We start from the raw sequence: 19,046 nt of genomic DNA, 5'->3' as shown, positions 1-19,046 counted from the left end.
AGCCGCCATCCGATCTGCGGGTGCGTGGATTCGCACGTCGCGATCTGCGCATCGCAAGGGAGAGGACAAGGCGCCGCCGCTCTCCTTCCCCTCAGGGGAAGGTGGCCAGCGCCGCAGGCGACGGGTCGGATGGGGTTTTTCGCCGCGAGAGCGGCGAAGGGGCGTCGTCGTAGAGCTCCTTACGTAAGGCGGCTCCCAACGCCCCTTCGCTCCTTCGGAGCGAATAACCCCATCCGTCTCCGGACCCTGTTCGGGTCCGGAGCCACCTTCCCCTGAGGGGAAGGAGAGGGTGCGGCTCCACGCGCCCTTTCGCCTATCGAAGCGGCATCTGCCGCTCGCCGCGTCAGGGAGGCCGCGCGCGCGCTCGTGAGGCGCTCGGCGGGCGCAGGGCGGCAAGTGCTTGTCCCGACGCGCGAATTCTATGAAAAATGCTTTTCATGTAAGATCGGCACGGAAATCGCTTTGCCTGAGGCGACCAGACGCGTCACCTCGGAGGCAACTCGCATGAAGCATTCCCTCAAGGCCATCCTCGCCGCCGCCGCGCTCGCCATCGCGGCGCCCGCCGCCGCCGCGCCCCTCGTCGTCCAAATCAACTCGTCGCTGCCGGAGGGCTCCTTCGCCCACGTCTTCCTGCAGGAATTCGAGCAGCGCCTGGAGGCCGAGCTGCCGGGCCGCATCGACGTGCAGATCTTCATGGGCAACACGCTGGGCTCGGAGGAAGACGTGCTCCAGGGCCTGGGGCTCGGCACGCACCACGCCTCGCTCTCGGCCTCCGCCGTCGTTCAGGTCAATCCGCGCGCGGCCGTGTTCGATCTGCCCTACCTGTTCGAGACCCGCGACGACGTCACCCGCTTCTTCGAGAGCGAGGCGGGCGCGCTCCTGCGCGAGGGCTTCGAGGGCCAGGGCATGCGCCTCCTCGCCCTGTGGGACAACGGCTTTCGCGTGATCACGAACCGCGTGCGCCCGATCGTCACCCCCGCCGACCTGCAGGGGCTCAAGATCCGCACGCCGACGAGCCGCCAGCGCGTGGCGATGTTCAACGCGCTCGGCGCCAACGCGACGCCGCTCTCCTTCGGCGAGGTCTATTCCGCCCTCGACCAGCGCGTGATCGACGGCCAGGAGAACCCCGCCCATATCGCGACCTCCGCCCGGTTCTACGAGGTGCAGAGCTACCTCTCCCTCTCGAACCACGTCTACCTGCCGACCTTCCTCCTGTTCTCGGAGAGCCTTCTCGCGAGCATGGAGCCCGACATGCGCGAGACGATCGAGCGGATCGCGCTCGAGCTGGCGCCCTGGTCCTTCGCCTGGGGCGAGGAGACGGACGCGAAGACGCTTGCCGAGCTCGAAGGCAAGATCGCGATCAACGAGGTCGATTTCGCCGCCTTCCGCGCCGCCGCTCTGCCGCTCTACGAGGACCCGGTCTTCGTCGACGTGATCGGGCGCGAGATGATGGACGCGACGCTCGCCGTCGTCACCGGCTCGAACTGAGCGCGTGAGGCCCGCCATGATCGCGCGCGTCGTCGGCGTCCTCGACCGCATCCTCCTCGCAATCCTCGACGCGTTCACGATCGCGGTGGCGGGTCTCCTGCTCGTGCTCCTGAACTGGGCGGTCTTCGCCCGGTTCGTGCTCAATTCCTCCGTCTCCTGGAGCGAGGAATTGCCTGCCCATCTCCTCGCCGCGCTGACCTTCGTCGGCGCGGCCTATCTGACGCGCACGAACGAGCATCTGGGCTTCGACAGCGTCGTGCGGATGCTCCCGCGCGCCGCGCAGAAGGCGGTGTTCGCCCTCAACCTCGTCCTGATGGGCGCGTTTGCCGCGATGCTCGCCTATTTCGGCACGATCGCGGCGATGAGCTTCGGCTGGCGGCTGATGATCTCGGTCGATCTGCCGGTCGTCCTCTTCCGCGGCGCGCTGCCGCTCGGGGGCGCGCTGATCTGCGCGATCTGCGCCGTGCGCCTCGCGGGCCTCCTCACCGGCCGCCTCGAGCCGCAAGACCTCATGCCGGAGACCGACCATTGATGCCGATCGAACCCGGATATCTCATCCTCGGCATGCTGGTGGTGCTGCTTCTCGCCGGCATGCCCATCGCCTTCGTGCTCGGCGTCACCGCCGCGACCCTGATCGTGCTCGATCCGGCCGTCGTGCCGCGCATCGTCGGGCTCGTGCCCTTCACGGGCGCGAACAATTACCTCCTCGTCGCCGCCCTCCTGTTCATGATCGCCGGCGAGGTGATGAACCAGGGGCGCATCGCCGAGAAGCTGATCGCCTTCGCGAGCTCGCTCGTCGGCCACATCCGTGGCGGGCTCGCGCACGTCAACATCCTCACCTCGCTGTTCTTCTCGGAGATCTCCGGCACCGCGACCTCGGACGCGGCCGCGATCGGCTCGGTGATGATCCCGCAGATGAAGAGACGCGGCTATCCGGTCGCCTTCGCGGCGGCCGTCACCTCGACCTCGGCGACGATGGCGATCATCGTGCCGCCGAGCCTCAACCTCATCCTCTACGCCTATGTCGCCAACGCCTCGATCGCGCAGCTCTTCGCGGCGGGCATCATCCCCGGCTTCCTCGTCTGCTTCCTCCTGATGTTCACCGCCTATTTGATCTCGGTGCGGCGGGGCTATCCGCTCGAGCACAAATTCGCCTTCTCGCGCGTGATCGAGACCGGCAAGTCGGCGGCTCTGCCGCTCACTCTGCCGATCTTCATCCTGTTCGGGATCCTCGGCGGCATCTTCACCGCGACCGAAGCGGGCGCCGTCGCCGCGCTCTGGTCGATCGTGCTCGCGGCCTTCCTCTACCGTACGCTCACCCCGTCGAGCTTCGTCGACACGCTGCGGCTCGCGGGCAAGCGCAGCGCGATGCTGATGTTCATCGTGGCGACCTCGACGCTGCTCGGCTGGTATCTGACGAACCAGCAGATCCCCCAGGAGATCGCCCGCGCGATCCTCACCCTGTCCGACAATTACTGGGTGCTGCTCCTCGTCATCAACGTCTTCTTTCTGCTCGCCGGCACCATCGTCCACGGCACGCCGGCGATCCTGATGCTCGTCCCGATCTTCCTGCCGCTCGCCGATCAGCTCGGGATCGACCGGGTGCATTTCGGGCTCATCGTGACGATCAATCTCGGCATCGGTCAGCAGACGCCGCCGGTCGCCTCGGTGGTGCTGATCACCTGCGCCATCGCGAAGATCTCGATCGGGCAGATCCTGCCCTCCATGCTGTGGTTCATCGCCGCGATGCTGGTGGCGCTCCTCCTCGTCAACGTCTTCCCGGCTCTGTCGCTGTGGCTTCCCTCGGTTCTCCTGTGAGCGCGATGCGTATCCTCGTGATCAACCCCAACACCTCCCCCGTGGTCACCGCGCGGATCGCCCGCGCGGCCGAGGCGGCGGCGCATCCGCGCGACGTCGTCGAGACGCGCGCCGCCCCGTTCGGCCCCTCCCTCATCGTGACGCCGGCGGATGCGGCGATCGCGGAGGAGGCGGTGGTCGCGCTCGTGGCGGGGCTCGAGACGCGCTTCGACGGCATCGTGCTCGCCTCCTTCGGCGACACCGCGATCGAGGCGGTGCGCGCGCGCGTCGCCTGCCCCGTGGTGGGGATCGCGCGATCGAGCTTCCTCGCAGCGCTCGCCTTCGGGGAGCGCTTCGCGATCGTCTCCTTCAGCCCCGCGGTCGCGCCCTCGCTCGTGGAGGCGGCGGAGCGGAACGGGCTCGGCGATCGCGTGGCGATGATTCGCGTGCCGGAGGCCTCGCCCGCCGACCACGAGCGCGATCCGGACCGCCTGCGCGCGGCCCTCGCCGATCTGTGCCGGGAGGTCGCGCCCGACAGCGGCGGCGCCATCGTGCTCGGCGGCGGCCCGCTCGCCGGCATGGCGCAGACGATCGCGTCCGAGGTCCCCGTTCCGGTGATCGACGGGGTGGCGGCGGCGATGGGGTTCCTGCGGCTCGCCCGGGCGGCTTGAGCCGTCACGTCGCCATGTTGCCGTTCACCATCAGCCGCGCGCGCAAGGGCGCGGGCACCTCGGCGCGGGCGAGGTCGGCGGTGACCATCCGGCCCCATTCGGCGCCGACGATCGCGCCGGCGCGCGCTCCCGAGATCAGGTTAGAGGCGACGAGCGCGGCGCCGGTCCCCTCCGCGACGCTCGGCACGATGCCGTATTCGCAGCCGGCGATCACGTTGCCGACGACGGAGATCGTGCGCAGGAACGGCCCCCAGCCGATGCCGATGCCGAGCCCCTCCAGATTCTCGAGCGTGTTGCCGCTGACCGTGGCGTCGGCTTCCGCGAAGATGCCGTAGGAGCCCGCGCCGCGCTCGTCGTCGTCGATCGGCGGGCGGGCCGGCAGGACCGCATCCGCGCGGGGCGAGGGCCGTTTGTGGAGGTTGCGCACGACGTTGCCGGTGATCGCGCTCGCGCGGCCCTCGTGATCGAGGTTCGCCGCCGAGATCCCGTTCTGCGCCGTGTCGATCAGGTTGCCCGCGACGACGGCGCCGGCGAAGGCGAACTCGACGAAGATCGCGGTCTCTCCGCAGCGCTCGATCGTGTTGCCCTCGATGCCGACCCCATCGGCGGAATTGGCGCGCACGCCGCTGAAGGCGAGGTCGGTGAGGACGTTGTCGCACACGCGCACGCCGCCGGCGCGGAAGACGTTGATCGCGTTGCCGTTCTGGCCCTGCCCGCCGGAGCGGCTGCCGACGCGGCGCACGCGGTTGTGCGCCACGATCGAGCCGTCGTGCCCCTTCTGCGAGCGCCAGATCAGGATGCCGTTGTCCTCCATGTCCTCGACGACGTTGCCGACGACGAGGAGGCCGGTCGCGTCCGTCGACATCAGGCCGACCCCGCCCGCCTCGAAGCGCGAGCGCGTGACCTGGCCGCCGCAGCCGACGAGCCGCACCAGGATCGAGCCGCCCGAAAGCGCGAGATCGTCGAGCACGAGCTCTCGCACCCCCTCGGCCTCGATCAGGACCGAGCCGCCGTCGCCGAGGAGCGAGATGCCGAGGATTCGCGCCTGCGGCACGCTCTGCGCCGTCAGGAGCGGCGCCGATCCGATGCCGACGAGGCGGGCGCTGCGCGGCCCGACGAGCGTTCCGCCGGGCGCCATCGCGACGCCCGCGACGCGGTAATCGCCCGGATGGAGCGCGAGCGGGCGGCCGGCCTCCGCCGCTCGGGCGAGCGCACGCGCGAGCGCGTCCGTCTGGTCCGAGCCGTCCGGACGCAGGCCGAGCGTCTCGCTCGCGATCGGCTGCGCGAGGGCCGCGGCGGGCGCGGCGGCGATCCCGGCGAGCGCGCCCGCGACGACGGCGCGCCGCGAGGGCGCGCCGCTCTCAGACCCGCCCGACGCTCGCATAGGTGAAGCCGGCCGCGCGCACCTCCTCCGGGCGATAGACGTTGCGCAGATCGACCATCACCGGCGACTTCAGGAGACGGGCGAGGCGCGACAGGTCGAGCGCGCGATAGGCGTTCCATTCGGTGACGATCACGACCGCGTCCGCGCCCTCGGCGCAGGCATAGGCGTCGGGCGCGTAGGTGACGTTCTCGAGCACCTTCTTGGCCTGCTCGACGCCCTCGGGGTCGCAGGCCACGACCTCGGCGCCCGCGTCCTGGAGCGCGGTGACGATCGCGATCGAGGGCGCGTCGCGCATGTCGTCGGTATTGGGCTTGAAGGTCAGGCCGAGGAGCGCGATCCGCTTGCCGCGCACCGAGCCGCCGCAGGCCGCGATCACCTTGCGGCCCATGGCGCGCTTGCGCTGATCGTTGACGGCGGCCACCGTCTCGACGATGCGCACGGGGCTGTCGGCGTCCTGCGCGGTCTTGACGAGGGCGAGCGTGTCCTTGGGGAAGCAGGATCCGCCGTAGCCCGGGCCGGCGTGGAGGAATTTCGAGCCGATGCGGTTGTCGAGGCCGATGCCGCGGGCGACGTCCTGAACGTTGGCGCCGACCTTCTCGCACAGGTCCGCGATCTCGTTGATGAAGGTGATCTTGGTGGCGAGGAAGGCGTTCGCCGCGTATTTCGTCAGCTCCGCCGTACGCCGCGAGGTGACGAGGACCGGCGCCTGGTTGAGGTAGAGCGGACGGTAGAGCTCGCGCATCACGTCCGCCGCGCGCGCGTCCTCGGCGCCGACGACGATGCGGTCGGGGCGCTTGAAATCGTCGATCGCGGCGCCCTCGCGCAGGAATTCCGGGTTCGACACCACCGCGAACGCGGCATCGGGCCGCTCCTCGCGGATGATCCGCTCGACCTCGTCGCCGGTGCCGACGGGAACGGTCGATTTCGTCACGACGACGGTGTAGCCGCTGATGGCGCGGGCGATCTCGCGCGCGGCGGCATGCACGTAGGAGAGGTCGGCATGGCCGTCGCCGCGGCGCGAGGGCGTGCCTACCGCGATGAAGACGACCTCGGCCGCCGCCACCGCGTCCGACAGGTCGGTGGCGAAGGAGAGCCGCCCCTGCTCGACGTTGCGGCGCACGAGGTCTTCGAGCCCTGGCTCGAAGATCGGCATCCGCCCCGCCTCGAGCGCCTGGATCTTGGCCGGGTCCTTGTCGATGCAGGCGACCTCGTGCCCGAAATCGGCGAAGCAGGCCCCTGAAACGAGGCCGACATAGCCGGAACCGATCATCGCAACGCGCATGTGTCGTCGTTCTCCGTGCGTGCGGCGCGTGCCGCGTCGTGCTTCCTGCGCGCCACCGGCCCATCCGGTCGCGCGCGTCTCGTGTCTCGGTCCGCGCCGCGACGAGGCAGCCCCGAGACGGGCCGCGTCGTGCGTCTCAGCTGCGGTTGTACGCGTCCTCGAGGCGGACGATGTCGTCCTCCCCGAGATAGGAGCCGGACTGGACCTCGATCAACTCGAGCGGGATCTTGCCGGGATTTTCGAGCCGGTGGACGGCGCCGAGCGGGATGAAGGTCGATTGGTTCTCGTGGACGAGCGTCTCGCTCTCGCCCACCGTCACCAACGCGGCACCGCGCACGACGATCCAGTGCTCGGCGCGGTGGAAATGCTTCTGCAGCGACAGCCGCCCGCCCGGCTCGACCACGATGCGCTTGACCTGGAAGCGATCCCCGCGATCGATCCCCTCGTAATTGCCCCAGGGGCGGTAGACGCGGCGGTGCTCGACGATCTCGGCGCGCCCGCGCGCCTTGAGTTCGGCGACGAGCGCCTTGACGCTCTCCGCGCTGTTGCGGTCGAAGACGAGGGTGGCGTCGCGCGTCTGGATCACGGCGAGGTTCGAGACGCCGACGAGGCAGACGAGGTCCTGCGCGGAGACGTAATTGTCGTGCGCGTCGCGGAAGACGACCGCGCCGCGCTCGGTCGCGTGCGCGGCGTTGCCGGCCGCGTCCTTCTCGGAGAGCTCCCAGACCGCGTGCCAGGAGCCGACGTCCGACCAGCCCATCGAGACCGGCACGACGCGGGCGCGCTCGGTCTTCTCCATCACCGCATAGTCGATCGAGAGCGCGTTCGCCGCCGCGAAGGCGGGCGCGTCGAGCACGGTGAAGCCGAGATCGCGCGTCGCCCTCGCCACCGCCGCGCGGACGGTCTCGACGGTCGCTCCGTCGTGGCGGGAATATTCGTCCAGCAGCGTCTGCGCGCGGAAGAGGAAATTGCCCGAATTCCAGAGATAGCCGGCGGCGACGTAGTCGGCGGCGCGCGCGGCGTCCGGCTTCTCGACGAAGGCCTCCAGCGAATGGACGCCGGCAATCGCCGTCTGCGCCCCCGGCTTGATGTAGCCGTAGCCGGTCTCGGGCCGGTCCGGGCGGATGCCGAAGGTGACGATCGCGCCCTCGCGCGCGGCCGCCGCCGCGATCCGGCAGGCCTCGCGGAAGGCGGCTTCGTCGCGCACGACGTGGTCGGCGGCGAGCACGAGGACGAGCCCGTCGGGATCGTCGGCGGCGACATGGGCCGCGCCCGCCGCGATCGCCGGCCCCGAATCGCGCCGCGCCGGCTCGAGCAGGATCGTGCCCGCGATCCCCATGCCGGCCATCTGGTCGGCGACGAGGTGGCGGTAGTCGGCATTCGTGATCACGACGGGGGTCGCGAAGAGATCCGGGTCGGAGACCCGCGCCAGCGTGTCCTGGAAGGTCGAGCGCGCGCCGAGCAATTCGATGAACTGCTTGGGGAAAGCCTCCCGCGAAGCCGGCCACAACCGCGTGCCGGCACCGCCGCAGAGGATCAGGGGAGTGATGCGGGTCATGACCCACTCCGGAAAACCGCGCCCCTCTCTCTTCGCACGGGTTGTGCGGGGCAACAAGAGGGCCGCGGACGAGGCGCGGCCGCAGGCGGGCTGCCGTGTCCCGTCGCATTGGAGCAGAAAGATACGTCTTCCACCGCGAACGCGAGCAAAGCAGGATCGTCGGGGCGAGTCGGTCCGCCCATCGTGCCGGTGTCGTCACGTCGGGAAGGCGAGAGTCGATGCTTTTCGTCTACATCGCGGTCGCGCTGACCGGAGCGTTGCTCACCGTGCTGGCAGCCTCGATCCTGGCGCTGCCGGTGCTGCTGGCGGCGGCTCCCCTCGTCGCGAGCGCGCTCGTCCTCCTCTCCGCCGTACTCGTCGCATGGCGATCGTCGCGACGGACGTTCGTGGAGCGCGACGCGCGCAGGCTCGCCTCTCCCGATCCGAAACCGCGCACGACCTGAAGGCCGCGCACGAGCCGCGTCTCACGCGCTGCGGCGGCGCGGCTCGCCCGGCTTCTGGTCGGCGACGGGAGCCGGCACGGCGACGGGTTCGGGAGCCACGCGGGCGAGGGCGCGGGCGACCTCCGAGAGCTGCGCGCTCAGCTGCGTGTTGAGCGTGTCCAGGCACAATTCGCTCTCCGGCGCCTCGCGGCGCGGCGCGAGCCAGGCGATCAGCACCGCCGCCGTCGCGACGCAGAGGCTGACCGTGAAGGGCGCCAGGAGGAGAAGCATCGGCGAGGCCGACAGCGTCGCGCCCAGCGCCGTCAGGAGGAGCGCGAACAGCGCGACCGGAACGTAAACGAGCATTCTTCCCTCCCGCGTTCTGCGATCATGATGCGTCGGCCCCGTAAACAAGCCATTGCGGCGATCGATCACATGGTCGGCGTTTGCCGCTTTTCGCGCGGGTTTTCGCGCCGGAGCCGCGCGTGGGGGAGGGCTCGTCGCGTCACGTATCTTCCCATCGAGATTCATTCGTGGTTGATTGCCCGCCCATCGACGGCAGCAAGGCCGGTTCGCGACGAAGGGGAGGGACCATCCGTGTTCAACGATGCGGTCTTCGAGGATATCGCCAATTCCGTCCTGTGCTGGCTCGCCACCGTGGGCGAGGACGGTCAGCCGAACGTCAGCCCGAAGGAGATCTTCACCGCGCATGGGAGCGACGCCCTGCTGATCGCGGACATCGCCTCCCCCGTCAGCGTCCGTAACATCGCCCGCAACCCCCTCGTCTGCGTGAGCTTCGTCGACGTCTTCGCCCAGCGCGGCTTCAAGATCGCGGGCCGCGCGCGGCTCGTCGAGCGCGAGGATCCGGAATTCGCCACGTTCGGTCCGATCCTCGCCGACCTCGCCGGGCCCGATTTCCCGGTGCGGCGCGCGATCCACGTCACCGCCACCCGCGTCTCGCGGGTCCGCGCGCCGAGCTACACGCTGTTTCCGGACCGGACCGTCGAGGAGCAGCGCGAGCGCGGCTACGCGACCTATCGCGTCCGCCCGGCCTGACGCGGCTCGCGCGCGGCCTCAGCCCAGCATGGCGAGGCGCGTGCGGAAGGCCGAGCGGATGTGGCCCATGGCGATCCGCTCGGCGGCGTCGCTGTCGCGATCGCGCAGCGCGCCGATCAGCGCCCGGTGCTCCTCGACCGCGGAATTGACGCGCCCGCCGACGACGAAGGTCGTCGAGGAGAGGAGCGCGATCACGTCCTGCAGATCGTCGAGCGCCTGGGAGAGGTAGCGGTTGCGCGCGGCGTCGTAGAGACGCTCGTGGAAGACGCGGTTGACCTCCGAGGCGCGCGGCGGATCGTTCGCGGCCGCTTCGAACGCCTCGTTGAGGCGCTCCAGATTGTCGATCTCGACCGAGCTCGCCTGCTGGGCGGCAAAGCGCGCGGCCGCGCCTTCGAGCTCCTCGCGCATCGCGTAGAGCTCGATGACCTGCTGCGCGTTCAGGATCGCGACCGCGAGGCCGCGTCCCGTCGCCGCCTCGACGAGACCCTTCTCCTGCAGACGGCCGAGCGCCTCGCGCACCGGCGTGCGGCTCACGCCCAGACGCGCGGCCACCTCCTCCTCGCGGAGGCGGTCGCCCGGCTTGTACTGGCGCGAGCGGATCGCCGCGAGGATGGCGCGGTAGACGCTCTGGCCCCGGGTGCCGAGGAAGTCTTCATCGTCGATCGGTTTCATAAGCGAGGCTCATACGCGATGGGTCGGCGGCCGCATAGTGGTCGAAAAGCGTACGTCGTCGGACGCATGCGCGGATTTGCAAGTGTAGACGAATGGGCGAGGGGCTGCGCCTCGCGCGTGCGGCGACGCGACGTCGCACGCGAGAGAAGGCTTCCTTCCGGTCTCCGGTTGATCATCGTATGCGATTGTGTACAATAAGGGCGGAGTTTGGGTAGGGAAAAGAAGGAGCGGCCTCGCGTGAGCAGGAAGTGGGATCTCATCGTCGTCGGGGCCGGAAACGCGGCGTTCTGCGCGGCGCTCGCCGCACGCGAGGCCGGGCTCGACGTCCTGATGCTCGAGCGCGCGCCGCGGGACGAGAACGGCGGCAACAGCCGCTTCACCGCCGGCGCCATCCGCTTCGCCTATCGCGGCGTCGAGGATCTGCGCGCGGTGATGCCCGATCTCAGCGACGACGAGATCGCGATGACCGATTTCGGCACCTACACGACCGACCAGTTCTTCGACGACATGTTCCGCGTCACCCGCTACCGCACGGATCCCGCTCTGTGCGAGGCGCTGGTGACGCGCTCCTTCGAGACCATGCTCTGGCTGCGCGAGAAGGGCGTGCGCTTCCAGCCGATCTACGGCCGACAGGCCTTCAAGATCGACGGCAAGTTCAAGTTCTGGGGCGGGCTGACGGTCGAATCCTGGGGCGGCGGGCCCGGCCTCGTGGATCAGGAGACGGCGATCGCCGAGCGCCTCGGCATCGAGATCCGCTACGAGGCCCGCGCCGTGTCCCTTCTCCACGACGGCCACGCGGTCACCGGCGTGCGCGTCAAGCGAGGGGGAGCGATCCACGATCTCGCGGCGCGCGCGGTCGTCGTCGCGTCGGGCGGCTTCGAGGCCAATCCGGAGATGCGCACGCGCTATCTCGGACCCGGCTGGGAGCTCGCCAAGGTGCGCGGCACGCGCTTCAACACGGGCGACGGCATCAAGATGGCGCTCGACGTCGGCGCCTCGCCCTACGGCAATTGGTCGGGCTGCCACGCGGTCGGGTGGGATTACAACGCGCCGGAATTCGGGGATCTGACCGTCGGCGACAATTTCCAGAAGCATTCCTATCCCTGGGGCATTATGGTCACTGCCCACGGTCGGCGCTTCGTCGACGAGGGTGCGGATTTTCGCAACTACACATATGCCAAATACGGCCGCGTCGTCCTGGAGCAGCCCGACCAGTTCGCCTGGCAGATCTTCGATCGCAAGGTCGTCCACCTCCTGCGCGACGAGTACCGCATCCGCCGCGTGACGAAGGTGACCGCGCCGACGCTCGAGGAGCTCGCGGGCAAGCTCGAGGGCGTCGATCCGCGCGCGTTTCTCGAGGAGGTCCGCGCCTACAATTCGGCCGTGCGCACCGACATCCCCTTCGACGCGAACGTGAAGGACGGGCGCTGCACGGAGGGCCTCCCCGTGCGGAAGTCGAACTGGGCGAACACGATCGACGAGGGACCCTTCGAGGCCTACCAGGTGACCTGCGGCATCACCTTCACCTTCGGCGGACTGCGCATCGATCCGAACACCGCCCAGGTTCTCGACACCGACATGGCGCCGATCCCCGGCCTCTACGCGGCGGGGGAGCTCGTCGGCGGGCTGTTCTACTTCAATTATCCCGGCGGCACCGGCCTGATGTCGGGCTCGGTCTTCGGCCGCATGGCCGGCAACGGCGTCGCCGGCGCGCTGCAGGGGCGGGGCTAGGCCGCCCCTCGACCCGTCGCGATCACTGGAACGTCTCGAACACCTGGATCAGCGCCGGCGTGAGCAGCACGGCGAAGAGCACCGGCAGGAAGAACACGATCATCGGCACGGTGAGCTTCGGGGGGAGGGCGGCGGCCTTCTTCTCGGCCTCCGCCATGCGCTGATCGCGGCTCTCCTGAGCCAACACGCGCAGGGCCTGGCCGATGGGGGTGCCGTACTTCTCCGCCTGGAGGAGGGCGGTGACGACCGCCTTGACCTGCTCGAGCCCGGTGCGCTCGGCGAGGTTCTCGTAGGCCGCGCGGCGATCGTTCAGATAGGACATCTCGGCGGAGGTGAGGGTGAGTTCCTCGGCGAGCGCGATCGAGTTCGTACCCACCTCGACGCTCACGCGCCGGATCGCCTGCTCGATCGACATGCCCGATTCGACGCAGATCAGAAGCAGGTCGAGCGCATCGGGCCAAGCGCGCCGGAGCGAGGCCTGCCGCTTGTCCCGGGTGTTGCGCAGATAGATCTCCGGCAGCTTGATGCCGAGATAGATCGCGATCATCACGATCACGAGCCGCATCAGGGCGGCGAGTTCGAAGCTGTTGAGAACGAAGAGGTAGAACCCCGAGATCAGGCCGAGCGCGATCGGCATCACCAGACGGAAGAGAAGGAACGTGTACTCCGCCTTCTGACCGCGGTAGCCGGCGAGCGCGAGCTGCTTCTTGGCCGAATCGGTGCCGAGCCAGTCGGAGAGGCGGAAGCGGTCGACGATCTCCCGCAGCCGGGCGGTGGGGCGCTGGCGCAGGCTCGGGCGCGCCTGGGAGGCGGAGAGGCGCTCGCGCTCGCGGGCGCGGATCCGCTCGCGCTCGACGGAGACCGCCTTGAGGCGCTTGTTGAGATTGTCGCCGCTCACGAGCGGCATCGCGATCGAATAGACGCTGGCGGCCGCGGCGATGGCCGCGAGCGCCATCGCGAGGAACTGCGGATCGGTGATCGTGTACATCAAGCCCGTCACGACGTGCTCCTCAGATGTCGAAATCGATCATCTTCTTCATCACGAACACGCCGATCATCATCCAGAACGCGCATACCCCGAGCACGATCTTGCCGATCAGGGTCGTCCAGTTCAGGGAGATGTAGTCGGGGCTGGTGAAATAGGTGATCGCCACCACGAGGAAGGGCAGCGAGGCGATGATCGCGGCCGAGGTCTTCGCCTCGGTGCTCATCGCCTTGACTTTCGCCTTCATCTTCTTGCGGTCGCGCAGAACGCGGGAGAGGTTGCCCAGGGCCTCGGAGAGATTGCCGCCCGCTTTCGCCTGGATGGCGATGACGATGGCGAAGAAGTTCGCCTCCGGGGTCGGGATCCGCTCGGGGATGCGTTGCACGGCCTCGGAGAGCGACATCCCGACGGTCTGCGCCTCGACGAGGAGGCGGAACTCGGTGCGCACCGGCTCGCGCGCCGAACTCGCGATCTCGCGCACGCAATCGCCGAGCGGCAGGCCCGCGCGGATGCCGCGGACGATGATGTCGATCGCGTTCGGCAATTCCTCGACGAAAGCGAGCATGCGGCGATTGGCGATGTGGTCGATGGTCCAGCGCGGCAGGCCGAAGAAGCCCGCGAAGGCGGCGAGCCCGGCCGCGAACAGATTGCCCGTCGCGATCAGGCCGACGAGGCCGGCCGCGACGCCCGAGCCCGCGCTGACGAGGTAGAAGCGGCCGATCGACCAGTCGAGCCCCGCATGCGCGATGCGCTCCTTGAGGCTGCGCTTGTTCTTGAGGGTCTCGCGCGCCTCGAGCTCCTTGAGACTCTGAGCGATCTGGTCGCGCCGGTTGGCGGCCGCACGCTCCGCGCGCTTCTCGGCGGGGCGCGCGGAGAGCGCCTGTTGGCGCGCCTCCGCCCGACGCTGGCCCGAGAAGATCGGATAGAGGAACACCCAGGCGAAACCGCCCGCGGCGATCATGGCGAGCGCGGCGACGATGAGCTGTTGCGTGGTCATGGCCCCTCCTGCTCGCGTTGCGTCGTCACGTATCCGCGTCCGTGACTTCGAGGCTGTCGAGCGCGGCCGCGAGCGCGGTCTCGCAGCCGTAATAGCGCGCGCGATCCCAGAATTGCGGCCGCCCGATCCCCGTCGAGCGGTGCCGGCCGATCAGCTTGCCGTTCGCGTCTTCGCCGACGATGTCGTAGAGGACGAGATCCTGCGTGATGATGACGTCGCCTTCCATGCCGATCACCTCCGTGACGTGGGTGATCCGGCGCGATCCGTCGCGCAGACGCGCCGCCTGGATGATGACGTCGATGGAGGAGACGATCATCTCGCGGATGGTGCGCGAGGGCAGCGAGAAGCCGCCCATGGTGATCATCGATTCGATACGCGAGAGGCACTCGCGCGGCGAGTTCGCGTGGAGCGTGCCCATCGAGCCGTCGTGGCCGGTGTTCATCGCCTGGAGGAGGTCGAAGGCCTCCGGGCCGCGCACCTCGCCGACGATGATCCGCTCGGGGCGCATGCGCAGGCAATTGCGCACGAGGTCGCGCATCGTGACCTGGCCCTGACCCTCGAGATTGGGCGGGCGCGTCTCGAGGCGCACCACGTGCGGCTGCTGGAGCTGGAGTTCGGCCGCGTCCTCGCAGGTGATGATCCGCTCGTCGTGCTCGATGTAGTTCGTCAGGCAGTTGAGCAGCGTCGTCTTGCCCGAGCCGGTGCCGCCGGAGATGACGGTGTTGCAGCGCACCCGACCGATGATCTTCAGGATGTCCGCACCCGCGGGTGAGATCGCGCCGAACTTCGTCAGCTGGTCGAGGGTGAGCTTCTCTTTCTTGAACTTGCGGATGGTGAGCGCCGGCCCGTCGATCGACAGGGGCGGTGCGATCACGTTCACGCGCGAGCCGTCGGGCAGGCGCGCGTCGCAGATCGGGCTCGATTCGTCGACGCGGCGACCGACCTGGCTGACGATCCGCTGGCAGATGTTCATCAGCTGCGTGTTGTCGCGGAAGCGGATGTTCGTCAGCTGGATCTTGCCGCCGACTTCGATATAGGTCTTGTTCGCGCCGTTGACCATGATGTCGGCGATGTCGTCGCGCGCGAGCAGCGGCTCGAGCGGCCCGTAGCCGAGCACGTCGTTGCAGATGTCCTCGAGCAGTTCCTCCTGCTCGGCGATCGACATGACGACGTTCTTGAGCGCCACGATCTCGCTGACGATGTCGCGGATCTCCTCGCGCGCCGAATCGGCGTCGAGCCGCGAGAGCTGCGCGAGATCGATCGCCTCGATCAGCGCGCCGAAGATCATGCTCTTCGTCTGGTAGTACTTGTCCGACTTCCCGCGCTCGACCACCGCCACCGGCTTCTCGTCCACGCGGCGCGGCTCGAGCGCGGAGAGGGACGCGGGGCCGCCGTCGCGCAGGACCGGCACCGCTGCCGCGCCCGCGCCGCTCGGCAGGCGATCGAGCGGCGGGGCGGCGGGGACGAGCAGGCCCGGCTCCACGGCGATGGGGCGTGAGGGCGATCCGGTGGTGGGTCTCTTGCCGAACATGGGCTTTCGACGGCTCCTCGCGGATCAGGACGCCTTGCGGCGTACGAGCTTGGACAGGAAGGGCTCGAGCAGCGAGCCGCCCGAGCGGCGACGCTCGGCGGTCCGCCCGACGATCGCGCGAGCGATGTCGTCGAAGCACTCCGCGACCTTCGCGTTCGGCTGGATTTCGGCGATCATCTGCCCGTTGTTCGCCGCGGTGCCGAAGAGCTGCGGCTCGAACGGGATCGCCGCGGCGGGCTCGAGACCGAGCGCCTTGGCGAAATCCGCCGGCGCGATCTCGGGCCGCTTGGGCACGCCGACCTGATTGAGCAGCACCTTCGGGGGGTGGTCGTTGGGTCGCGACTGCTTGAGGAGGTCGACGAGGTTCTTCGTGTTGCGCAAGGAGGCGAGCTCGGGGGCCGCCACGACGAGAACGTCGTCGGAGCCGACGAGGAGCCGCCGCGCCCACGCCGTCCAGACATGCGGAACGTCGAGCACGATCGTCGGCGTCGAGGCGCGCAGGATGTCGACGAGGTGGTCGAAGGCGGTTTCGGTGAGATCGCAGGTGCGGTCGAGGACGGCGGGCGCCGCGAGGAGGCTCAGCCGGTCGGCGCAGCGCGAGAGCAGCCGCTCGACGATCGTCGCATCGACGCGATCGGGCGCGAACACGATGTCCGCGATGCCCTGCGGCGGATCCTGGTTGAAGTCGAGCCCCGCCGTCCCGTAGGCGACGTCGAGATCGACGATCACGGTCGGGCTCGCGAGCGTGCGCGCGAAGGACCAGGCGACGTTGTGGGCGATCGTGGAGGCGCCGACGCCGCCCTTGGCGCCGATCACCGCGATCGTCCGTCCGACGGGCTTCGCGCCGGGGGCGGCGTAGAGGCCCGAGACCGCGCGCACGAGGTCGATCGGCGCCGCGGGCACGATGAGATAATCGCGCACGCCGCGGCGAACGAGCTCGCGGTAGAAGCCGACGTCGTTGACGTAGCCGAGCACGATCACCTCGGTGCCGCTGTCGCAGACCTCGGCGAGGCGGTCGAGCTGTTCGAGGAATTCCTCGGGAGACTGGCTGCGGGCCTCGAGCAGCCGCTCGTGGGGCGGCGCCCCCCCCCCCGCGCCCGCCGCCGCCGCGGCGCCGCCGCCGGTCTGGACGCGCACGTGCGCCTTCACCATCCGCCGGTCCGCGGCCATGGCCTCGATCGAATCGGCGACGGACTGCGTCTCGCAGAAGGCCTGGATGGTGACCCGGGGAACCGGCGCGATCGGTTCGTCCTGCGCGTGCGATTGGCTCATCGTGGGGATCTCCGACACGGGCTCACCTCGTCGACCGCAGCGGGGGCCAGTTCGTCGACGGATCGGCGCCCTCGCGCCGCGCGTCGAGCGCGCGCACGCGCGTCGCGGCGTCGCCGCCGTCGGCGGTGCGCCCGCGCACGAGGTCGATCGGGTCGGCCGTCTGCGCGGCGATGTTGTTCTGCATGGCGCAGCCGAGGTTCCAATAGGGCTCGTTGCGCAGGCCGAAGGCGGCATCGCTCACGCCGAGATCCTGCGGCCAGGTCCCGCATTCGCTCTGCACCCGCGCCTGCAGCTTGCGGAAGGAGAGGCGGATCGCCGAGGCGACCTCTCCGCGCGCCGCCGGGTAGGTGGAGAGCGACAGGTGGCGCGTCGGCAGCCCGGCGCTCGCGACCGCGTGACGGATGCCCTCGAGCGTGCGGCGCGTGCCGATCTCGTCGCCGCCGGCGGGCACCTGCACGTGCAGCGCGCCCGAGCCGTGGCGCTGGTAATCCGTCGCGAAGGCGACCACGTCGTCGCGCTGGCGGGCGTCGAGGCCGGTGCCGCGCACGAGGACGTCGAGCGTCTTCGGGGCATCGACGAGGGCGATCGGATGGCGTTCGCGGTGATCGTGCGGGTAGAGCGAGCCCGTCTGCGTGACGCGGTCGGCGCAGGCACCCAGCGCGAGCACGAGAGCGGCCGCGGCGGCGACGCGAAGCGCGCCTCGCGCCCGGCTCCCGTCGATCCTTGCAATGGCTGGTCTGGTCATTTTGGTCGAAGCCTCGTCAATCCGCGATGAAGCCGAAGGTGCCGCGCAGGCCGACCGGGTCGGTGTTCGCGGCGGTGCCGTAGAGGCGGTTCAGCCGGCCGAGAAGCACCGCCTGGGGATCGAAGCTGTCGACGAAATTGTCGTCGGGGCGCGCCACCTGGGTCGGCTGCATCGCCTGGGCGATGACCGGCGTGACCAGGATCATCAGCTCGGTCTCCTGGCGCTGGTAGTCGCGCGAGCGGAACAGCGAGCCCAGGATGGGCAGGTTCATCAGACCCGGAAGTCCGCTGATCGTCTGTCCCGAGGTCTGGCTGAGGAGGCCCGCGGTCATGATCGTCGAGCCCGAGGCGAGCTCGAGACTGGTGGCCGATTCGCGCGTCTTGAAGCCTGGAAACCGGGTGCCCTCGAAATTGATCGAGTTGGCGCTGTCGAGCTCGCGCACCCGCGTCGCCACCCGCAGCGAGATCCGGCCGTTCGACAGGACGACGGGGGTGAATTGCAGCTGGACGCCGATCTGCAGGAGCTCGACCGCGCAGGTGCGATCGGCGGCCGTGCCGGTGCAGGTCCGCAGCGGGATTTCGCCGCCCGCGTTGAAATCCGCCGTCTCGCCGGAGATCGCGACGAGGGTCGGCTCGGCCAGCACGCGCGAGATGCCCGCGCTCTCGAAGGCGTCGAGCGTCGATTGCACGTTGAACCCGCCCGCCGACAGCGTCGCCGCCACCGTCGAGCGCGGGCTCGTCGGATCGACCGGCGAACCCCGCATCGCGAGGGACAGGCCGTTGCCGGACACCGCGGTCCAGCCCGCCGACGTGGTGATGCCGAAATTCTTGAGGACCGAGCGCGCCACCTCGACGACGGTGACGCGCAGCATCACCTGTTCCTTGGCGCCGATCGAGAGCGAGTTGACCACCGCGCCGCGCGTCCCCTCGGCCGCGCCGACGAAGGCGTTGGCGATGTCGACCGCGCGCTGGGCATCGGCGGCGGAGGGCACCGAGCCGACGAGCAGGATCGAATCGCCCGCCGCCTGCACGTCGATCGTCGCGTTCGGGACGGCGCGCCGGAGCGTCTCCCGCAGCGCCGCGAGGTCGCGGCCGACCGCGATGTCGAGCGAGGCGATCTGCCGGCCCTGCGCATCGAAGACGAAGACCGAGGTCGAACCCGCCGCCTGGCCGATGAGGAAGATCTTGCGGGCCGAGCGGACGACGGCGTTCGCCACCGCGGGGTTGGCGACGAAGACCTCCTTCGCGTCGCGCGGCAGATCGATGATCACCGACTTCCCGACCGCGAGATTGATGGTACGCGCCATCATCGCCTCTCCGGCGGACGGCGCGACCGTCGTGGCCGGCCCCCAATCGGCCGCCAGGGGAGCGGAGTGGGGCATGAGGGCGAGCGCGGCGCAGGCGAGGAGCGCGGCGCGGGCGACGGAGAGCGTCGGGCGGACGGACATCGTCTCAA

18 protein-coding genes are annotated in these 19,046 nt (G+C 69.7%); 7 read left to right on the top strand and 11 right to left on the bottom strand.

Annotated features, from left to right (window positions below; all coding sequences use genetic code 11):
* Positions 1-504 precede the first annotated feature (504 nt).
* Genes ACK4UM_RS02260 through ACK4UM_RS02245 form a run of 4 tightly spaced genes read left to right on the top strand, consistent with a single transcriptional unit; the run spans position 505 to position 3,956 of the window.
* Positions 505-1,488: a TRAP transporter substrate-binding protein gene (locus ACK4UM_RS02260; protein ID WP_409795001.1), complete on the top strand. Its 984-nt coding sequence runs from the start codon at positions 505-507 to the stop codon at positions 1,486-1,488.
* Positions 1,489-1,504: 16 nt separating this feature from the next.
* Entirely contained in the window at positions 1,505-2,020 is a 516-nt protein-coding gene (locus ACK4UM_RS02255) for a TRAP transporter small permease (protein ID WP_409794998.1), read from the top strand.
* Complete coding sequence (locus ACK4UM_RS02250) at positions 2,020-3,306, top strand: TRAP transporter large permease (protein WP_409794995.1); 1,287 nt, start codon at positions 2,020-2,022, stop codon at positions 3,304-3,306. The genes ACK4UM_RS02255 and ACK4UM_RS02250 overlap by 1 nt, the downstream gene beginning before the upstream one ends.
* Before the next feature lie 5 nt (positions 3,307-3,311).
* Positions 3,312-3,956: an aspartate/glutamate racemase family protein gene (locus ACK4UM_RS02245; RefSeq protein ID WP_409794992.1), complete on the top strand. Its 645-nt coding sequence runs from the start codon at positions 3,312-3,314 to the stop codon at positions 3,954-3,956.
* A gap of 4 nt (positions 3,957-3,960) precedes the next feature.
* Here ACK4UM_RS02245 and ACK4UM_RS02240 read toward each other — a convergent pair whose 3' ends face one another.
* From ACK4UM_RS02240 to ACK4UM_RS02230, 3 genes are all read right to left on the bottom strand, one after another.
* Positions 3,961-5,340, bottom strand: coding sequence for a TIGR03808 family TAT-translocated repetitive protein (locus ACK4UM_RS02240; RefSeq protein ID WP_409794989.1), 1,380 nt, complete (start codon positions 5,338-5,340; stop codon positions 3,961-3,963).
* Positions 5,318-6,622: a UDP-glucose dehydrogenase family protein gene (locus tag ACK4UM_RS02235; protein ID WP_409794986.1), complete on the bottom strand. Its 1,305-nt coding sequence runs from the start codon at positions 6,620-6,622 to the stop codon at positions 5,318-5,320. The genes ACK4UM_RS02240 and ACK4UM_RS02235 overlap by 23 nt, the downstream gene beginning before the upstream one ends.
* A 136-nt stretch (positions 6,623-6,758) precedes the next feature.
* Complete coding sequence (locus tag ACK4UM_RS02230) at positions 6,759-8,180, bottom strand: mannose-1-phosphate guanylyltransferase/mannose-6-phosphate isomerase (protein ID WP_409794983.1); 1,422 nt, start codon at positions 8,178-8,180, stop codon at positions 6,759-6,761.
* Between the two features lie 218 nt (positions 8,181-8,398).
* Here ACK4UM_RS02230 and ACK4UM_RS02225 point away from each other — a divergent pair, with 218 nt between their 5' ends.
* Positions 8,399-8,623, top strand: coding sequence for a hypothetical protein (locus ACK4UM_RS02225; RefSeq protein WP_409794980.1), 225 nt, complete (start codon positions 8,399-8,401; stop codon positions 8,621-8,623).
* A 21-nt stretch (positions 8,624-8,644) separates the two neighbouring features.
* On the opposite strand, the gene ACK4UM_RS02220 is transcribed toward ACK4UM_RS02225, so the two are convergent.
* The gene (locus ACK4UM_RS02220; protein WP_409794977.1) at positions 8,645-8,968 is read right to left on the bottom strand and encodes a hypothetical protein; all 324 of its coding nucleotides are present in this window, start codon (positions 8,966-8,968) and stop codon (positions 8,645-8,647) included.
* 231 nt (positions 8,969-9,199) lie between these two features.
* On the opposite strand from ACK4UM_RS02220, the gene ACK4UM_RS02215 reads away from it, so the two are divergent.
* Complete coding sequence (locus tag ACK4UM_RS02215) at positions 9,200-9,658, top strand: pyridoxamine 5'-phosphate oxidase family protein (protein ID WP_409794975.1); 459 nt, start codon at positions 9,200-9,202, stop codon at positions 9,656-9,658.
* 18 nt (positions 9,659-9,676) lie between these two features.
* On the opposite strand, the gene ACK4UM_RS02210 is transcribed toward ACK4UM_RS02215, so the two are convergent.
* A complete protein-coding gene (locus tag ACK4UM_RS02210) occupies positions 9,677-10,330 on the bottom strand; it encodes a GntR family transcriptional regulator (protein ID WP_409794972.1) in 654 nt (217 codons plus the stop codon).
* A gap of 237 nt (positions 10,331-10,567) precedes the next feature.
* On the opposite strand from ACK4UM_RS02210, the gene tcuA reads away from it, so the two are divergent.
* A complete protein-coding gene (gene tcuA / locus ACK4UM_RS02205; RefSeq protein ID WP_409794969.1) occupies positions 10,568-12,061 on the top strand; it encodes an FAD-dependent tricarballylate dehydrogenase TcuA in 1,494 nt (497 codons plus the stop codon).
* A gap of 22 nt (positions 12,062-12,083) precedes the next feature.
* On the opposite strand, the gene ACK4UM_RS02200 is transcribed toward tcuA, so the two are convergent.
* Genes ACK4UM_RS02200 through ACK4UM_RS02175 form a run of 6 tightly spaced genes read right to left on the bottom strand, consistent with a single transcriptional unit; the run spans position 12,084 to position 19,038 of the window.
* The gene (locus tag ACK4UM_RS02200) at positions 12,084-13,049 is read right to left on the bottom strand and encodes a type II secretion system F family protein (protein ID WP_409795164.1); all 966 of its coding nucleotides are present in this window, start codon (positions 13,047-13,049) and stop codon (positions 12,084-12,086) included.
* A 22-nt stretch (positions 13,050-13,071) separates the two neighbouring features.
* Positions 13,072-14,043 (bottom strand): type II secretion system F family protein, encoded by a 972-nt coding sequence (locus tag ACK4UM_RS02195; RefSeq protein WP_409794966.1) that lies wholly within the window; start codon positions 14,041-14,043, stop codon positions 13,072-13,074.
* Positions 14,044-14,068: 25 nt separating this feature from the next.
* Complete coding sequence (locus ACK4UM_RS02190) at positions 14,069-15,574, bottom strand: CpaF family protein (RefSeq protein ID WP_409794963.1); 1,506 nt, start codon at positions 15,572-15,574, stop codon at positions 14,069-14,071.
* Positions 15,575-15,598: 24 nt separating this feature from the next.
* Complete coding sequence (locus ACK4UM_RS02185; RefSeq protein ID WP_409794961.1) at positions 15,599-16,846, bottom strand: CpaE family protein; 1,248 nt, start codon at positions 16,844-16,846, stop codon at positions 15,599-15,601.
* 22 nt (positions 16,847-16,868) lie between these two features.
* Positions 16,869-17,591, bottom strand: coding sequence for a CpaD family pilus assembly protein (locus ACK4UM_RS02180; protein ID WP_409794959.1), 723 nt, complete (start codon positions 17,589-17,591; stop codon positions 16,869-16,871).
* A 16-nt stretch (positions 17,592-17,607) separates the two neighbouring features.
* Positions 17,608-19,038 (bottom strand): type II and III secretion system protein family protein, encoded by a 1,431-nt coding sequence (locus tag ACK4UM_RS02175; protein ID WP_409794956.1) that lies wholly within the window; start codon positions 19,036-19,038, stop codon positions 17,608-17,610.
* Positions 19,039-19,046: the final 8 nt, after the last annotated feature.

Source organism: Salinarimonas sp., assembly GCF_046292825.1.
Classification (GTDB): Bacteria; Pseudomonadota; Alphaproteobacteria; order Rhizobiales; family Beijerinckiaceae; genus Salinarimonas.
The sequence above is the reverse complement of the archived record's forward strand: the minus strand, read 5'-3'. Positions and strand labels throughout refer to the sequence as shown.